Raw genomic sequence first — 14,691 nt, forward strand, 5'->3', positions numbered from 1 at the left:
GTCGGCTGAAGGCGTTGCGCTTCAGCGATAGCGCAGGGATGCCGCAGGCTCAACTGGCAAGGGCTGTCCTGAGCATCTTGGCGAGCTCGGACTTGCGGTAGGGCTTCGCCAGCAGCAGCACGCCGGAATCGAGCCGGCCGTGATGGACGATGGCATTCTCGGTATAGCCCGAGGTGAACAGCGTCTTGAGGTCGGGGCGGCGCCGGGCGGCTTCGTCGGCCAGCTGACGACCGTTCATGTTGCCCGGCATGATGATGTCGGTGAAGAGCAGGTCGATGGTCTTGTCGCTGTCGATGATGGTCAGGGCATCCGCGCCGTTGGCGGCCTCGAGCGCGGTATAGCCGAGGCTCCTGACCTGGGTCACCACATACTGCCGCACCAGCGCATCGTCTTCGACGATCAGGATCTTCTCGCTGCCGCCGGTGATGGGCGCATTCTGCAGCGCCTCGATCTCGGTCTCCTGCACGCCGCTCGAGCGCGGCAGGTAGATCTTCACGCTCGTGCCGTGGTCCTGCTCGCTGTAGATCTTGATGTGGCCGCCCGACTGCTTGACGAAGCCGAACACCATGCTGAGCCCGAGTCCGGTGCCCTTGCCGACCTCCTTGGTGGTGAAGAAGGGGTCGAACACGCGGTCAATCAGCTCCGGCGGGATTCCGGAGCCGGTGTCGCTGACGGCAATCATCACGTAACTGCCGGCAACGACGTCCGGGTTCATGCTGGCATAGCCGTCGTCGAGGAATATGTTGCGGGTTTCCAGCACCAGGGTCCCGCCCTCGGGCATGGCGTCCCGGGCGTTCAGCGCGAGATTGAGGATCGCCGTGGACAGCTGGCCGGGGTCGACCAGCGTCGGCCATGCATCCTCGGTGAGCTGCGGCACGATGGTGATCTGCTCGCCCAGGGTGGGGTGCAGCAGCTTGGCCGCTTCGAGCGCCAGCGCATTGACGTCGATCTCGCGCGGCTGGAGCGGCTGCTTACGGGCGAAGGCGAGCAGATGCTTGGTCAGCTGCGCGCCGCGCTCGGCGGCATCGTCGATCAGCTTGGTGATGGCAGCGAGCTCGGGGCGGTCGGCGACGGCGTCGGCCAGGATACCGATCGTGCCGGTGATGACGGTCAGCACGTTGTTGAAGTCGTGCGCGACGCCGCCGGTCAACTGGCCGATGGAGTCCATCTTCTGCACCTGGCGGAATTGAGCCTCGGCGGCCTGCTTCTCCGTCAGATCTCGTCCGATGAAGAAATGGCGCTTCACGGGCTCCGACCAGGTGCCCATCCAGTTCAGTGTGACCTCGTGACCGTCGTAGTGATAGTAGCGCGCCTCGAAGCTGCGCTTGACCGCACCGCGCCGCGCCGCGCGCATCTCCTCCCGCGTCTTGTCGAGATCGTCGGGGTGGATGAACTCGGTCGCGCTGTGTCCGATCATGTCTTCCGGGCTGAAGCCGAGGATGTCCTTCACGCTCGGGCTGACCTGGATGAAATTGCCGAAACCGTCGGTGACCAGGATCAGGTCCTGCGAGGTCTCGAAGATGCGTTGCCGCTCCTCGATCTCCCGGCGAAGTTTTTCCCTGGATTGCTTCTCCTCGGTGATGTCGTGGGCAATCTTGGAGGCGCCGATGATTTGCCCGTCCTCCGCCCTCAGCGGCGAGACATTGAGGACGACATCGATCTCGCGACCGTCCTTTCTGATTCGGACCGTCTCGTGCTGGGCGATCGATTCGTTGCCGCTGATGCGGTTGAGAATGCTCCTGACTTCCGGCTTGCGATCGTTCGGTACGATGATGTCGATCGGCTTGCCGATGGCCTCCGCCGCGGAATAGCCGAACAGGTCCTCGGCGGCGCGGTTCCAGCCGGTGACGACGCCGTTGAGCGACTGGGTGATGATGGCATCGTTGGAGGATTCGACGACGGCGCCATAGAGCGCCAGCCGCTTGCCGTAGAAGTCCCGATCCGATGCCGATTGCTCGCGCAGCCTGCCGACGAGACCCACCGTTCGGGCCTGAAGGCGAACGTTCTCGATCAGCAGCACGGCGAGCACGAAGCTCGACGCGCAGAGGCCGTAGAGACGGCCGGCATAAAAACCGAGATCGAAACGTGCGACGTTGACGATCGCGGACAGCGCGATGTCGAACAGCCATGCGCACATCACGACCATGAGCCAGACGTCGATCACCGAATGCGGGCGGCGGAACCACAGTGAAACGAGCGCGGCAAAGCTCAGCGACCACACGAAGGACACGACCCCGATCATGGTCGCAGTGTAACGGCCGTCGCGAAGCAGCACCGGCAACAGATCGTGCTGGCCGGTGACGATCCAGGTGAAGGCCCCCATGGCCGCGACCACGCCGAGCACGATGGCGTAAATCGCGTTGCGCGTGGTGCCTCTGACCCTGGGGCCGCCGTCCTTTTCCTTCAGCCAGGCATAGCCGAGGACGAAGAGCGGAAAGCCGCCGTGCCAGATCATGTAGAGCCAGACGGTGGTTTGGCTGCCCGCCCCAAACAGCCCGGTCGGCGTGAACAGGCCGGGGAAGGTGAGGGCGTGCACCAGCGCCGCCGCGGCGGTGAACAGGTAGCCGCTCGACAGCCACAACAGCGCGCGGGTCCGCAACACCGAAAACTGCGACAGCAGCAGCACGGCGGTGACGATGTCGCTGACCGCCAGGGCCGATTGATAGCTCGCGACGAAGGCCGGGATCGGAAGTAACGGGATACCTGCGAACGGAACGGCCAGGGCGAACAGGATCGAGGAAATGCCGACGATCCATAAGGCCGCGGTTCGGTCGGCCGACGTGGCCGGCAGGGTTGAAAGAAAGGTGCTTCGGTCGATCGCAGGCGCATTCATGTCGTGCAGACCCGTTTTGAGCATCTCCGCATTCCAAGATCCGGGCAGGCTGACCTTCACGGTAACCCGTTCCGCGCGCGTGTCGCGAACTGTTGCAGCGACGACTCAACCGAAGGTTACAGTTTACTTAATTTGGGTGGGAACGCGGAACAGGGATCAGGTAAGATGCGCTTTACTGGGCGGTGTCATAATGCCCTGCTACTGTGCCGGGTTCCAGGTTTGAATCATACGATTTGGTCGATCTGCGGGAGTTGTTCCCATGCCTCGCGTTCTCATCATCGACGACCAGAAGGACGTGCGCGCGATGGTCGCGATCGTGCTCCGGGTCAACCATTACGAGGTTGCCGAGGCCGACAATGGCGCGGCCGGGCTGAAGACCTTCGCGGAAAGCCCGTTTGACGCGGCGATCGTCGATATCTTCCTTGGCGACATCAGCGGTGTTGACGTCATCGCGGCCCTGCGGGAGCGCGCGCCGGGGCTTCCCATCGTTGCGGTGTCCGGAATGACGGCGCTGGATTTCATGGAACAGTCGCCCCACCTCGCCAACGTGATTTGCCTGCAAAAGCCGTTTCGACCGAACGATCTCCTGCAGGCGCTTCGCAAGGCCCAGACCGCGGCTACCGGCGAGCTGCCCGCAGCCGTTTGATACTGCCGCGAAAAAAACGCCCCGGGGCAAGCCGGGGCGTTGACGAGGTTCGCATGACGGGCTCGAGGGCCCGCGCCGCGCTCAGGTGCCGTTGCCCTTGATCTCGGCGTAGCCGCCCTTGGCGTCCCACTTGTAGACGACATAGTCGAGCTGCTTGATGTCGCCCTTGGCGTCATACTCGATCGGGCCGATCACGGTATCCCACTTGCCGGCCTTGATCGCAGCCATGACCTTCTTGGCGTCCGTGGTGCCGGCCTTCTTGGCCGCCTGCGACCAGACCTGCATCGCCGCATAGGTGTAGAGCGTGTAGCCTTCGGGGTCGATGTTCTTGGCCTTGAAGGCCTCGACGATCTTCTTGGCGGTCGGCTTGTTGCGCGGGTCGGGGCCGAAGGTGAAGAGCGTGCCTTCGCCGGCCGGGCCGGTGATCGAGGCGTACTCCTTGTCGGCGAGCGCGTCGCCGGCCATCAGGATCGTCTTGAGGCCCTGGTCGCGCATCTGGCGCAGGATCAGGCCGCTCTCTTGGTGGTAACCGCCGACATAGACGAGGTCGATGTTGTCGCGCTTCAGGCGCGAGACGATCGCGTTGAAGTCCTTGTCGCCCTTGTTGTAGGACTCGTACATCTTCTCGGTGATGCCGGCCTTGTTGAGCGCCTTCTTGGTCTCGTCCGCAAGACCCTTGCCGTAGGTGGTCTTGTCGTTGAGGATCGCGATGTTCTTGCCCTTGTAGTTCTTGGCGATGTACTGCGCCGCGACCAGGCCCTGCTGGTCGTCGCGGCCGCAGACGCGCGCCACGTTCCAAAGTCCCGCATCGGTGAACTTCGGATTGGTGGAGGCGGGGGTAATCTGGAGCACGTTGCCGTCGGCATAGGCTTCGGAGGCGGGGATCGACGACGACGAGCAATAGTGCCCGGCCACGAACGGGATCTTCGCGCCGGCGATCTTCTCGGCGATCGAGCGCGCCTGCTTCGGATCGCAGGCATCGTCCTCGACGGAAAGCGCGAGCTTCTTGCCGTTGACGCCGCCGGCGGCGTTGATATCGGCCACGGCCATTTCGGCGCCGTTCTTCATCTGGCGGCCGAAGGCGGACTCGCCGCCGGTCATCGGACCTGCGACTGCGACGGTGACATCCTGCGCGAATGCCGCGCTCGACAGCGCGATCGATACGCCGAATGCCAGACCGATGAGCTTCAGTGATTTCATGAGATACCTCGCGGGTGGTCGCCTGTGGAAGTTGCCGGGCATGCCCGGTCCAAACCGGGCGCCATTCTTGAATGAATTCGAGGAGAAGTCACCGGCAAAATACGGGCATTGGCGCAGATATCTCGCCACATTCGGCCGCACGCGGGCGCCCTGCGGCTCCGTCAGCCGTGCCGGCCGCCTTCCAGATAGGCGGCCCGAATCTCCGGGCGCTGCAACAATTCGGCGCCGGTGCCGGCCAGGGTGATCAGGCCATTGACCATGACATAGCCGCGATGGGCGAGCTTGAGGGCGTGGTTGGCGTTCTGCTCGACGATCAGCACGGTGAGGCCGTCCTGCCGGTTCAGGGTCCGGATTGCATCGAAGATCTGGCGCGCGATCAGCGGGGCGAGACCGAGCGAGGGCTCGTCGAGCAGGAGCAGGCGGGGACGGCTCATCAAGGCACGGCCGATCGCCAGCATCTGCTGCTCGCCGCCGGACAAGGTTCCGCCGCGCTGGGCATAGCGTTCCTTCAGCCGCGGAAACAGCGTGAAGACGCGTTGGAGCGTCGCCTCGCGTTCCGCATCCGTGCATTCGGTGGCATCCGCTCCCATCTGGAGGTTTTCCGCCACGCTCATGCGGGGGAAGATGCGCCGGCCCTCCGGCGATTGCGCGATGCGCAGATGCGCGATCTCGTGAGTGGGAACATCGGTGATGTCGCGGCCTTCGTACAGGATCTGGCCGGCGCGGGCGCGCGGCTTGCCGAAGATCGTCATCATCAACGTGGACTTGCCGGCGCCGTTGGCGCCGATCAGCGCCACGATCTCGCCGGCATTGATCTCGACGTCGACGCCCTTCAGCGCCTCGATCTTGCCGTAGGCAGCGCGAAGGCTGCGGATCGCGAGCAGGGGAGTGGGCGACGTCACGACCCGCTCTCCATCACGGCTGCGGCCTCGTCCTCGTCGGTGCCGAGATAGGCGGCGATCACCTTGGGATCGTCGCGGACCTCGCGCGGAGTGCCTTCGGCGATCTTGACGCCATGGTCCATCACCACGATGTGGTCGGAGATCTCCATCACCACCGACATGTCGTGCTCGATCAGGAGGATCGAGGTGCCGAGCTCGTCGCGGATCGAGAGCAGGAGCTCGCTCAAGGCCGCGCTCTCGCGCGCATTGAGGCCGGCGGCGGGCTCGTCCAGGCACAGCAGCGCGGGCTCGGTGCACATCGCGCGCGCGATCTCGAGCCGGCGCTGGTCGCCATAGGCGAAATTGCCGGCAGCATCGTCGGCGCGGTCGAGCAAATTGACCCGCTTGAGCCAGTCGGTGGCGAGATCGATCGCGCGCTTCTCGGCGTCGCGATAGCCGGGCGCACCGATGAGGCCGAGGAAGGTGAAGCCGGAGGCGCGCATCAGGGCGTTGTGCTGCGCCACCATCAGGTTTTCCAGCGCGGTCATGCCGGGAAACAGGCGGATGTTCTGGAAGGTGCGGGCGACCTTGGCCTGCTTGGCAATGCGGAAATCGTTCAGGCGCTCCAGCGCGACCGTTCTGCCGTCGTCATGGGTGAGGCGAATGGCGCCGCCGCTCGGTTTGTAGAAGCCGGTGATGCAGTTGAACACCGTGGTCTTGCCGGCGCCGTTCGGCCCGATCAGCGCGGTGATCTTCTTGCGCGCCGCCGAGAATGACAGGTCCTGCACGGCGACGATGCCGCCGAAACGCATGGTGAGCCGGTCGACGGTGAGAATCTTGTCGCCGCTCATCCGTGCCCTTCCTTGACGAGGTCGGAGGAGATCGCCTGTGCCTTGGTCAGATAGACGGTCGGTGCGCGATGGCCAATCAGGCCGCGCGGCCGCCAGATCATGATCAGCACCATGGCCATGCCGAACACCAGCATGCGATAGGTCTCCAGGCTCCGGAACAGCTCGAAGCCGCCGATCATGGCGAGCGCGGACAGCGCGACGCCGAGTTGCGAGCCCATGCCGCCGAGGACGACGATCGCCAGCACCAGCGCCGATTCCTGGAAGGTAAAGGATTCAGGGCTGATGAAGCCTTGACGGGTGGCGAAGAACGCACCGGCAAAGCCGCCGAACATCGCACCCGTCGCGAACGCCGTGAGCTTGGTGGTCGTGGTGTTGATGCCGAGCGCGCGGCAGGCGACCTCGTCCTCGCGCAAGGCTTCCCAGGCCCGCCCGATCGGCAGGCGGCGCAGGCGGATCGTCGCCCAATTGGTGAGCAGCGCGAGCGCCAGGATCAGATAGAACAGGAAGATAATGCGGTGGGTTGGCGAATATTCGATGCCGAGCTTGGCGGCGAGGCCGTCATCGCTGTTGTCGAGCGGGATGCCGAAGAAGGAGGGGCGGGGAATGCCGGAGACGCCGTTGGGGCCGCCAGTCAGATCCTGCCAGTTGATGATGACGAGACGAATGATCTCGCCAAAGGCGAGCGTCACGATGGCGAGGTAGTCGCCGCGCAGGCGCAGCACCGGGAAGCCGAGCAGGACGCCCCAGAACGCGGCGAGGATTCCGGCCAGCGGCAGGCAGATCCAGAACGACCAGCCGAAATTGGTGGCGAGCAATCCATAGGAGTAGGCGCCGACCGCGTAGAAGGCGACGTAGCCGAGGTCGAGCAGGCCGGCGAGCCCGACCACGACGTTCAGGCCCCAGCCCAGCATGACATAGGTGAGCACGAGGATCGCGAGATCGAGAATATAGCGCTGGTTATAGAAGATCACCGGCACCAGCAGCGTGAAGATCAGGAGCGCGGGCGCAAGGTAGCGGCCGATGAACGACACGCCGCTCTTCACCGCGGGCGGCACCAGGTTCTCGGCGCCGGTCGGGCCGATCCATTGCCTGAGCAGCTCGATCACGATCGAGCCGCCGAACACGGCGGCGACGATGGATGCGAGGTCACCGAAGCGGGTCCAATAGGTGAGCTGGCCCGAGGAGCCCGCCTCGGTGCGGATGCCGATCATCAGCGAAAACAGCACCAGCGCGATCAGCGCGTTGACGAAGGCTGTCTTCAGGAGAGCGGGGATGCTCGTTGCAGGTTTAGCCGGGTGGGTCGAGGGAGCTTTCACGCGTGCGACCGTCAGACTTTTTCGACTTCGGGACGGCCGAGCAGGCCGGTCGGCATGAAGATCAGTACCACGATCAGGATCGAGAACGCCGCGACGTCCTTGTACTCGACCGAGAAATAGGCCGACCAGAACGTCTCGATCAGGCCGATCGCGAGGCCGCCGAGCATGGCACCCGGCAGCGAGCCGATGCCGCCGAGCACGGCAGCGGTGAACGCCTTGATGCCGGCGACGAAGCCCATGAAGAAATCGACCAGGCCGTAATAGAGCAGGTACATCAGGCCCGCCACCGCGGCCAGCGCCGCACCGATCACGAAGGTCATCGAGATGGTGCGGTCGACGTCGACGCCGAGCAGCGCCGCCATGGTCTGGTCCTGCTCGCAGGCGCGCATGTCGCGGCCAAGCCTTGTGCGCGATACCAGCCAGGTGAAGATCGCCAGCAGCACGATGGTGGTGATGACCACGATGATCTGGATGTTGGAGAGCTGGATGACGAAGCCGTCCGCGCTCTCGTGCAGGGTATAGCCGCCGGTAATGACGGGCGGGATCGGCTTGACGCGTGCGCCTTGCGCCACCTGCGAGTAATTGGTCAGCACGAAGGACATGCCGATCGCCGACAGCATCGGGGCGAGGCGGAAGGAGTGACGCAGCGGCCTGTAGGCGATGCGCTCGATGGTCCAGCCATAGAGCGCGGTGATCGCCATCGACACCAGCAGCACCACGAGCAGGATCAGCGGGATCGCGGTGAGGCCGAGCGAGATCAGGATCAGGAAGGTGATCAGGGCGATGAAGCCGCCGATCATGAAGACGTCGCCATGGGCGAAGTTGATCATGCCGACGATGCCGTAGACCATCGTATAGCCGATCGCGATCAGGCCGTAGATGGAGCCGAGCACGAGGCCGTTGATGAGCTGCTGGGCGAAATAATCCATGGGCTGCCGTACCAAACCTGACGCGGGCTCAAAGGAAGAGCTCTTAGGAGAGTGGGTTTATTGGGCCGTTTCTTTGGGCCCCGGCAGCCCCTAAGCATTCTTCCGGTTTTGTAACAGGAGGGAACTGGCGGCTGCAACAGGTCAACCTCTCGGCAGAAGGTCTTGTACAGAGGTCATTTGCGTTTTCGGGTTCCGCACCTGCGAGGAACTGGGTTCCCGGGGCAACCAATATGGATCGCGGCGGTTATCTCGTCTCTGACGTCCAACAAGGGAGTTCCCCGAATGACGAAGCAGCAGAACCAGAATCCGGGCCAGCAGAGTCAGACCCCCGGCCAGCAGCGCCCCGGGCAGCAGCAGGGCGGCGGTCAGAAACCCGGACAGCAGCAGCAGAACGACCCGATGCGCCAGGGCGACAGGCCCGGCCAGCATCAGGGCGGCCAGCGCGATCAGGACAATTAGTTTGGGAGCCCAGGAGTAATTGAGGGTGACGAGGGCCCCGCCGGAAGGCGGGGCCTTCTTTCTTTTGGGTCTCACTCCGTCATTCCGGAACGGCTCGAAGAGCCCCCCGGGGATCTCGAGATTCCGGGTACTGACCACCATCCCGGAATGACGACGTCCCAGGGGCCCGGTTAAGGTAAACAAAGGGTTTAAATTGCCGCCACAGTCTGATGCGAGTTAGCTCCGGCGAAGCCGCTGCCTTCCGTCGAAGGCCTACGGCCAGATCAAGCGGGAAGCGGCATGTTCAGGAATTGGCGGATCGGCTCGGTCAACGGCGCGCTGCTGGCAGCCTATTTCATTCCCGTATGGACCCTCGTCGCCTTCAGTATCATCGTGGCACCGGTGCACGGGCTCTACGAGCGGCCGAGCGTCGCCGTTGCGCTGTATCTCAGCGATCATCTCCAGATGGCAGGGATGGACACGGTGCGCGCCGCCTGGCTGCTGGCGCTGGGACGGCTGACCGTTGTGGCGTTCTTCGTGATCTATCTCGCGCTGCTCTGCATTCCCCGCACGCGGAAGAGTGGCGGCAGCGACGAGGCGCTCGGCATTGCGCTGGCGATCGGCAGCCTGCTCTCGTTTGCCAGCATGGTGATGGCCTCGAAAGTCGGCGAGATGGCTGCGCTCCGGCTGCACGCCACCGAACTTTTGCTGCTGCTCGGTGCCGCGATTGTGCTCGTGATCGAAAAGCCGGTGGCGCCGCCGAAGACGGTCGAGGCCGGCGCGCCGCCAAACCTTCAGCCGGCAAGTCTTCAGCCGCTAGCTCTTGAGCAGGCCGAGCTCCTGCACAATCGCTGAGGCTTCCTTCACGGCGTGGTTGGCAGCCGGCACGCCGCAATAGATCGCTTGCTGGAGCAGGATTTCCTTGATGTCCTCGGGCGTGAAGCCGCCCTCGGCGAGCGCCGCGCGCACATGCAGGCGGAATTCGTCCCATTGCCCGAGCGCGACCATGGTGCCGATCACCAGCACCCGCCGCGTGCGCTCGTCGAAATGCGGTCGCGTCCAGATCTCGCCCCACGCATAGCGCGTGATCATGTCCTGGAAATCGGTGTTGAACGCGTTGCGGTTCGCGATCGACTTGTCGACCCAGGCATTGCCCAGCACCCTGCGGCGAACGTTCATGCCGGCATCGCGGCGCTTCTGGTCGTCCATTGTGTTTCTCCGGATCGGGCATTCCGGGGCGCCTCGGAGAGGCGAGCCCGGAATCTCGAGGTGATGAATGCGGATCGAGATTCCGGGTTCGATGCTCCGCATCGTCCCGGAATGACGGTGATGGTGGTTAGCGCTGCGTCAGGAAGCCCACCACTGCGTCGGTGAATGCATGCGGCTGCTCGACGTTGGAAATGTGCGCGGCGTCGATGATGGTCATGCTGGCGCCGGGAATGTTCGAGCGGATCAGCTCTCCCGCGGAGATCGGCGTCGCCATGTCGTGGCGGCCGGCGATCACCAGTGTCGGACTCTTGATCTTCGGCAGCAGCGAGCGCTGGTCGAGCGTCGATAGCGCCTCGCAGCAGGCGAGATAACCCTCGACGGGCGAGGCAAGCAGCATCGACTTCATCCTCGCGGTGATGTCAGGCTCGCGCTCGCGAAAATCCTGCGTCAGCCAGCCTGCGATCACGGCGTCGGCGACCGCGGCGATGCCGCCTTTCTTCACGGCGTCGATGCGCTCCAGCCATTTCGTCGGTTCGGCATAGTAGCAGGAGGTGTTGGCGAGGATGAGCTTGCCGAATCTTTCAGGGGCATTGGCGCCCAGCCATTGCCCGACCATGCCACCCATCGACAGGCCGCACCAGTGCACCTTCTCGATGTTGAGATCGTCGAGGATCGCGAGCACGTCGCGGCCGAAGCGCTCCATCGTGTAGGGGCCTTGCGGCACCTGGGACTTGCCGTGGCCACGGCGGTCGTAGCGGATGACGCGGAACACCTGCGTCAGCGCCTTCATCTGCGGCTCCCACATCTGAAGCGTGCAGCCGAGCGAGTTGGAGAGCATCAGGGTCGGCCCGCCGTCGCGGCCCTCGACGGAGACGTTGAGCAGGCATCCGTCGGCATCGATCATGGGCATGCGGCGTCTCCGTCGTATTGTTCAGTTCTTATTCGCGGTCGAGGCTGTCAAGCAGCCGGTCGATCAGGGCTTGGGAAGCCCCTTGATAGGCCATCGGCTCGAACAATGCCGCAAGTTTTTCCGGCGAGAGATGCACGGTGACCTGCGAATCAGCCGACAGCACTTCGCGCAGGTGCCTCTTCTCGGCAACCGCGCGCTTGCTGGCGGCCTCGACGAGATGATGCGCATCGCTCTTGCCGATCCTCTCCGCCAGCGCAAAGGTGACGGCTTCCGCCATGATCAGGCCATGCGTCGCATCGAGATTGCTGCGCATGCGCGCGGCGTCGACGTCCAGGCCCTCCGCAATGTCGACAATCGCGGCCAGCGCGCCCGAGGCGACCAGCATCAGTTGCGGCAGCGTCGGCCATTCCGCGTGCCAGGGGCCGGCGCTGCGCTCGTGGTCCTGCACCTGGGCCGCGAAGATCGTCGCCGCAAGCTGTGGAGCCATTGTCGCGGCGCCCAGCGCGCTGGCCGCGGCGACCGGGTTGCGCTTATGCGGCATGGTCGAGGAGCCGCCGCGGCCTTCGCCGGCGGGCTCGAATGCTTCGGCGACGTCGGTCTGCATCAGCAGCGAGACGTCGCGCGCGATCTTGCCGCAGCTTCCGGCCAGAATGGCCAGGCCGGACGCGGCCTCCGCGATGCGGTCGCGATGGGTGTGCCAGGGCGCCTCCGGCAGCGGCAGGTTCAGCTCCTGCGCAAGCCGTTCGGCCACCGCGAGCCCCCTGTCGCCGAGGGCGGCGAGCGTGCCGGCGGCGCCGCCGAATTGCAGCGCGAGGCCCTCGCGGCGCAGCCGCCGCAGGCGGCAGCGGGTGCGGGCGAGGCTCGAGGCATATTCGGCGGCCTTGAGACCGAACGGCATCGGCAGCGCGTGCTGGAGCCAGGTCCGTGCCACCATCGCAGTGTTGCGATGGCTGCGCGCCAGCGCCGCAAAGCCCTTGATGGCGCGGCTGAGGTCGGCGTCCAGCGCATCGATGCCGGCGCGAAGCGTGAGCATGGTCGCGGTGTCGATCACATCCTGGCTGGTCGCGCCCCAATGCACGTAGCGCGCGGCCTCCTTGTCAGCCTTGCCGACATTGGCGGTCAGCATCTTGACCAGGGGAATGGCGAGATTGCCCGATCGCGTCGCGGCCTCCGCCAACGCGGCCACGTCAAAGCCATCGGCCCTGCACGCGGCCTCGATCGGGCCCACCGCCGATACGGGAATCACATCCGTGGCGGCCTCGGCGCGTGCCAGGGCTGCCTCGAAATCAAGCATGTACAGGAGCGTCGACCGGTCGTCGCAGACCGCGCGCATGGCGGCGCTCGACAGCATCGGTGCGAGCAGGGGGGAGAGGGAAGTGCTCATGGTGCGCGCGACCTAATCATCATGGCCCGGCCGTGCCAATCCCCCACCGCCCGCACACGTCTTTTTGCAGTTGCGAATATGCATTGCTCGTGACCGGGCGCCGCCCTTTCCTTTGCCGCGTCCCTGCGTTACTTGATCAGCACTATAGTTGCGCGATCCGGGAGGTACCCTCATGGCCATGACGATGAACGGCGAAGTCCAGCTTGCGGCGCCGCGCGAGGCCGTGTGGGCCAAGCTCAACGATCCCGAGGTGCTGAAGGCCTGCATCCCCGGCTGCGAAGAGCTCGAGAAGACCGACGACGGCGGCTTCCGCGCAACGGCGAAAATGAAGGTCGGCCCGGTGTCGGCACGCTTCAAGGGCAAGGTCACGCTCAGCGATCTCGACCCGCCGAACGGCTACAGAATCTCGGGTGAGGGCGAGGGCGGGGTCGCCGGCTTCGCCAAGGGTGGCGCGGTGGTCAAGCTCGCGGAGAAGGACGGCGGCACGCTGCTCTCCTACGAGGTCGAGGCGCAGATCGGCGGCAAGTTGGCGCAGCTCGGCCAGCGCCTCATCAACGGCGCCGCCAAGAAGCTGGCCGACGAGTTTTTCGCGAACTTCGCCAAGGCGGTACAGAGCTGAAGGTCATCGCCTTCGGCATGGCGCCTTGCACCCCGGGCGATGTTGCCCCGGGGCATAATGGCCCATATGATGGGTTGGAATAATTATAAGAACCGCTTCGACGGGACCCGTCGGGGCGCTGATAGAGAGTGCTTATGGCAAAAATCTCCCTCATCGTGAACGGCAATCCTGTTACCGCCAACGTCGATCCCCGCACCCTCCTGGTGCAGTTCCTGCGCGAGAATCTGCACCTGACCGGCACCCATGTCGGCTGCGACACCTCGCAGTGCGGCGCCTGTGTCGTGCATCTCGACGGCAAGGCCGTGAAGTCCTGCACCACGCTTGCCGTGATGGCCGATGGCCACGAGGTCAAGACGATCGAGGGACTGGCCGCCGACGGGGCGCCGCTGCATCCGATGCAGGAGGCCTTCCGCGAGCATCATGGCCTGCAGTGCGGCTTCTGCACGCCGGGCATGATCATGACCGCGATCGACATCGTGCATCGCAAGGGCCACGAGCTGGACGACCATACGATCCGGGAAGAACTGGAAGGCAATCTCTGCCGCTGCACCGGCTACCAGAACATCGTCACCTCGATCTCCGCCGGGGCCAAGGCGATGGCGAAATCCGATCTCGCGTAACGCGCCTCCCGCGACCAGGACATTCAGATGTACGAATTCAAATATCATCGCCCCGGGACCGTGCGGCAGGCCGCCAACCTCCTGGTGAAGAACGAAGACGCCAAGGTGATCGCCGGCGGTCACACGCTGATTCCCGTCATGAAGCAGCGCCTCGCCAGCCCCCCGCATCTGGTCGACCTCTCCCATATCGAGGGGCTCAACACGATCGAGATGAAAGGCCGTTCGCTCGTGATCGGCGCCACCGCCAGGCACGCCGAGGTCGCGGGCTCCGCGATCGTCGGCGAAGCGATCCCGGCGCTCGCGAATCTCGCGAGCCAGATCGGCGATCCCGCCGTGCGCCACAAGGGCACGATCGGCGGCTCGCTCGCCAACAACGATCCGACCGCGGACTATCCGGCCGCCGTGCTCGCGCTGGGCGCGACCATCGTCACCAACAAGCGCCGTCTCAAGGCCGAGGAGTATTTCCAGGGCCTGTTCTCGACCGCGCTGGAAGCCGACGAGATCATCACCAAGGTGATGTTCCCGCTGCCCAAGAAGGCGGCCTACATCAAGTTCCGCAACCAGGCCTCGCGCTATGCGCTGGTCGGCGTGTTCGTGGCGCGGCGTCCGTCGGACGTTCGGGTTGCCGTGACCGGCGCCGGCTCCGAGGGCGTGTTCCGCGTCGAGGCGTTCGAGGAAGCGCTGAAGAAGCGCTTCGCGTCGAAGGCGATCGAAGGCATCGAGGTGCCGGCGGAAGGGCTCAACAGCGACATCCATGGCAGCGCCGAATACCGCGCGCACCTCATCGGGGTGCTGACGCGGCGTGCCCTCGATGCCGCCAATGCCAAGGGGTGAGTTCATCTCACGCCACGGCAA

15 protein-coding genes are annotated in these 14,691 nt (G+C 64.8%); 6 read left to right on the forward strand and 9 right to left on the reverse strand.

Annotated elements, in window-relative coordinates; all coding sequences use genetic code 11:
* Window positions 1-49 precede the first annotated feature (49 nt).
* Window positions 50-2,857, reverse strand: coding sequence for a PAS domain S-box protein (locus tag TSA1_RS12935; RefSeq protein WP_100176705.1), 2,808 nt, complete (start codon window positions 2,855-2,857; stop codon window positions 50-52).
* A gap of 235 nt (window positions 2,858-3,092) precedes the next feature.
* Between TSA1_RS12935 and TSA1_RS12940 the strand changes: the two genes are divergently transcribed.
* Window positions 3,093-3,479, forward strand: coding sequence for a response regulator (locus TSA1_RS12940; protein WP_174718885.1), 387 nt, complete (start codon window positions 3,093-3,095; stop codon window positions 3,477-3,479).
* Window positions 3,480-3,560: 81 nt separating this feature from the next.
* Here the strand turns inward: TSA1_RS12940 and TSA1_RS12945 are convergent, their stop codons facing one another.
* From TSA1_RS12945 to TSA1_RS12965, 5 genes are all read right to left on the reverse strand, one after another.
* Complete coding sequence (locus TSA1_RS12945; protein ID WP_100176706.1) at window positions 3,561-4,679, reverse strand: branched-chain amino acid ABC transporter substrate-binding protein; 1,119 nt, start codon at window positions 4,677-4,679, stop codon at window positions 3,561-3,563.
* Window positions 4,680-4,840: 161 nt separating this feature from the next.
* Window positions 4,841-5,581: an ABC transporter ATP-binding protein gene (locus TSA1_RS12950; protein WP_100176707.1), complete on the reverse strand. Its 741-nt coding sequence runs from the start codon at window positions 5,579-5,581 to the stop codon at window positions 4,841-4,843.
* Window positions 5,578-6,411: an ABC transporter ATP-binding protein gene (locus tag TSA1_RS12955; RefSeq protein WP_100176708.1), complete on the reverse strand. Its 834-nt coding sequence runs from the start codon at window positions 6,409-6,411 to the stop codon at window positions 5,578-5,580. The genes TSA1_RS12950 and TSA1_RS12955 overlap by 4 nt, the downstream gene beginning before the upstream one ends.
* Entirely contained in the window at window positions 6,408-7,727 is a 1,320-nt protein-coding gene (livM, locus tag TSA1_RS12960; RefSeq protein ID WP_100176709.1) for a high-affinity branched-chain amino acid ABC transporter permease LivM, read from the reverse strand. Before livM ends, TSA1_RS12955 begins: the two co-directional genes overlap by 4 nt.
* 11 nt (window positions 7,728-7,738) lie before the next feature.
* A complete protein-coding gene (locus tag TSA1_RS12965) occupies window positions 7,739-8,656 on the reverse strand; it encodes an ABC transporter permease subunit (RefSeq protein WP_100176710.1) in 918 nt (305 codons plus the stop codon).
* 282 nt (window positions 8,657-8,938) lie between these two features.
* On the opposite strand from TSA1_RS12965, the gene TSA1_RS39650 reads away from it, so the two are divergent.
* Both TSA1_RS39650 and TSA1_RS12975 read left to right on the forward strand, forming a co-directional pair.
* Window positions 8,939-9,115: a hypothetical protein gene (locus TSA1_RS39650; RefSeq protein WP_174718886.1), complete on the forward strand. Its 177-nt coding sequence runs from the start codon at window positions 8,939-8,941 to the stop codon at window positions 9,113-9,115.
* A gap of 279 nt (window positions 9,116-9,394) precedes the next feature.
* A complete protein-coding gene (locus tag TSA1_RS12975; RefSeq protein ID WP_100176711.1) occupies window positions 9,395-9,949 on the forward strand; it encodes a hypothetical protein in 555 nt (184 codons plus the stop codon).
* Here TSA1_RS12975 and TSA1_RS12980 read toward each other — a convergent pair.
* The 3 genes from TSA1_RS12980 to TSA1_RS12990 all read right to left on the reverse strand — a co-directional run bounded on the left by TSA1_RS12980 (window position 9,911) and on the right by TSA1_RS12990 (window position 12,597).
* Window positions 9,911-10,303: a carboxymuconolactone decarboxylase family protein gene (locus TSA1_RS12980; RefSeq protein WP_100176712.1), complete on the reverse strand. Its 393-nt coding sequence runs from the start codon at window positions 10,301-10,303 to the stop codon at window positions 9,911-9,913. The genes TSA1_RS12975 and TSA1_RS12980 overlap by 39 nt on opposite strands.
* A gap of 127 nt (window positions 10,304-10,430) precedes the next feature.
* A complete protein-coding gene (pcaD, locus tag TSA1_RS12985; RefSeq protein ID WP_100176713.1) occupies window positions 10,431-11,213 on the reverse strand; it encodes a 3-oxoadipate enol-lactonase in 783 nt (260 codons plus the stop codon).
* A gap of 28 nt (window positions 11,214-11,241) precedes the next feature.
* Window positions 11,242-12,597, reverse strand: coding sequence for a 3-carboxy-cis,cis-muconate cycloisomerase (locus TSA1_RS12990; RefSeq protein ID WP_100176714.1), 1,356 nt, complete (start codon window positions 12,595-12,597; stop codon window positions 11,242-11,244).
* Between the two features lie 172 nt (window positions 12,598-12,769).
* Between TSA1_RS12990 and TSA1_RS12995 the strand changes: the two genes are divergently transcribed.
* The 3 genes from TSA1_RS12995 to TSA1_RS13005 all read left to right on the forward strand — a co-directional run bounded on the left by TSA1_RS12995 (window position 12,770) and on the right by TSA1_RS13005 (window position 14,670).
* Entirely contained in the window at window positions 12,770-13,216 is a 447-nt protein-coding gene (locus TSA1_RS12995) for an SRPBCC family protein (protein ID WP_100176715.1), read from the forward strand.
* Window positions 13,217-13,350: 134 nt separating this feature from the next.
* The gene (locus tag TSA1_RS13000; RefSeq protein WP_097658276.1) at window positions 13,351-13,836 is read left to right on the forward strand and encodes a (2Fe-2S)-binding protein; all 486 of its coding nucleotides are present in this window, start codon (window positions 13,351-13,353) and stop codon (window positions 13,834-13,836) included.
* A 27-nt stretch (window positions 13,837-13,863) separates the two neighbouring features.
* Complete coding sequence (locus tag TSA1_RS13005; protein WP_100176716.1) at window positions 13,864-14,670, forward strand: FAD binding domain-containing protein; 807 nt, start codon at window positions 13,864-13,866, stop codon at window positions 14,668-14,670.
* The last annotated feature ends 21 nt before the right edge of the window (window positions 14,671-14,691 follow it).

The sequence above is a fragment of the Bradyrhizobium nitroreducens genome, from assembly GCF_002776695.1.
GTDB classification, from domain to species: Bacteria; Pseudomonadota; Alphaproteobacteria; order Rhizobiales; family Xanthobacteraceae; genus Bradyrhizobium; species Bradyrhizobium nitroreducens.

Coding starts and splice junctions, on each gene's coding strand:
- TSA1_RS12935 (WP_100176705.1), bottom strand. CDS start 2,857: ATGCTCAAAACGGGTCTGCACGACATGAATGCGCCTGCGATCGACCGA.
- TSA1_RS12940 (WP_174718885.1), top strand. CDS start 3,093: ATGCCTCGCGTTCTCATCATCGACGACCAGAAGGACGTGCGCGCGATG.
- TSA1_RS12945 (WP_100176706.1), bottom strand. CDS start 4,679: ATGAAATCACTGAAGCTCATCGGTCTGGCATTCGGCGTATCGATCGCG.
- TSA1_RS12955 (WP_100176708.1), bottom strand. CDS start 6,411: ATGAGCGGCGACAAGATTCTCACCGTCGACCGGCTCACCATGCGTTTC.
- TSA1_RS12965 (WP_100176710.1), bottom strand. CDS start 8,656: ATGGATTATTTCGCCCAGCAGCTCATCAACGGCCTCGTGCTCGGCTCC.
- TSA1_RS39650 (WP_174718886.1), top strand. CDS start 8,939: ATGACGAAGCAGCAGAACCAGAATCCGGGCCAGCAGAGTCAGACCCCC.
- TSA1_RS12975 (WP_100176711.1), top strand. CDS start 9,395: ATGTTCAGGAATTGGCGGATCGGCTCGGTCAACGGCGCGCTGCTGGCA.
- TSA1_RS12980 (WP_100176712.1), bottom strand. CDS start 10,303: ATGGACGACCAGAAGCGCCGCGATGCCGGCATGAACGTTCGCCGCAGG.
- pcaD (WP_100176713.1), bottom strand. CDS start 11,213: ATGCCCATGATCGATGCCGACGGATGCCTGCTCAACGTCTCCGTCGAG.
- TSA1_RS12990 (WP_100176714.1), bottom strand. CDS start 12,597: ATGAGCACTTCCCTCTCCCCCCTGCTCGCACCGATGCTGTCGAGCGCC.
- TSA1_RS12995 (WP_100176715.1), top strand. CDS start 12,770: ATGGCCATGACGATGAACGGCGAAGTCCAGCTTGCGGCGCCGCGCGAG.
- TSA1_RS13000 (WP_097658276.1), top strand. CDS start 13,351: ATGGCAAAAATCTCCCTCATCGTGAACGGCAATCCTGTTACCGCCAAC.
- TSA1_RS13005 (WP_100176716.1), top strand. CDS start 13,864: ATGTACGAATTCAAATATCATCGCCCCGGGACCGTGCGGCAGGCCGCC.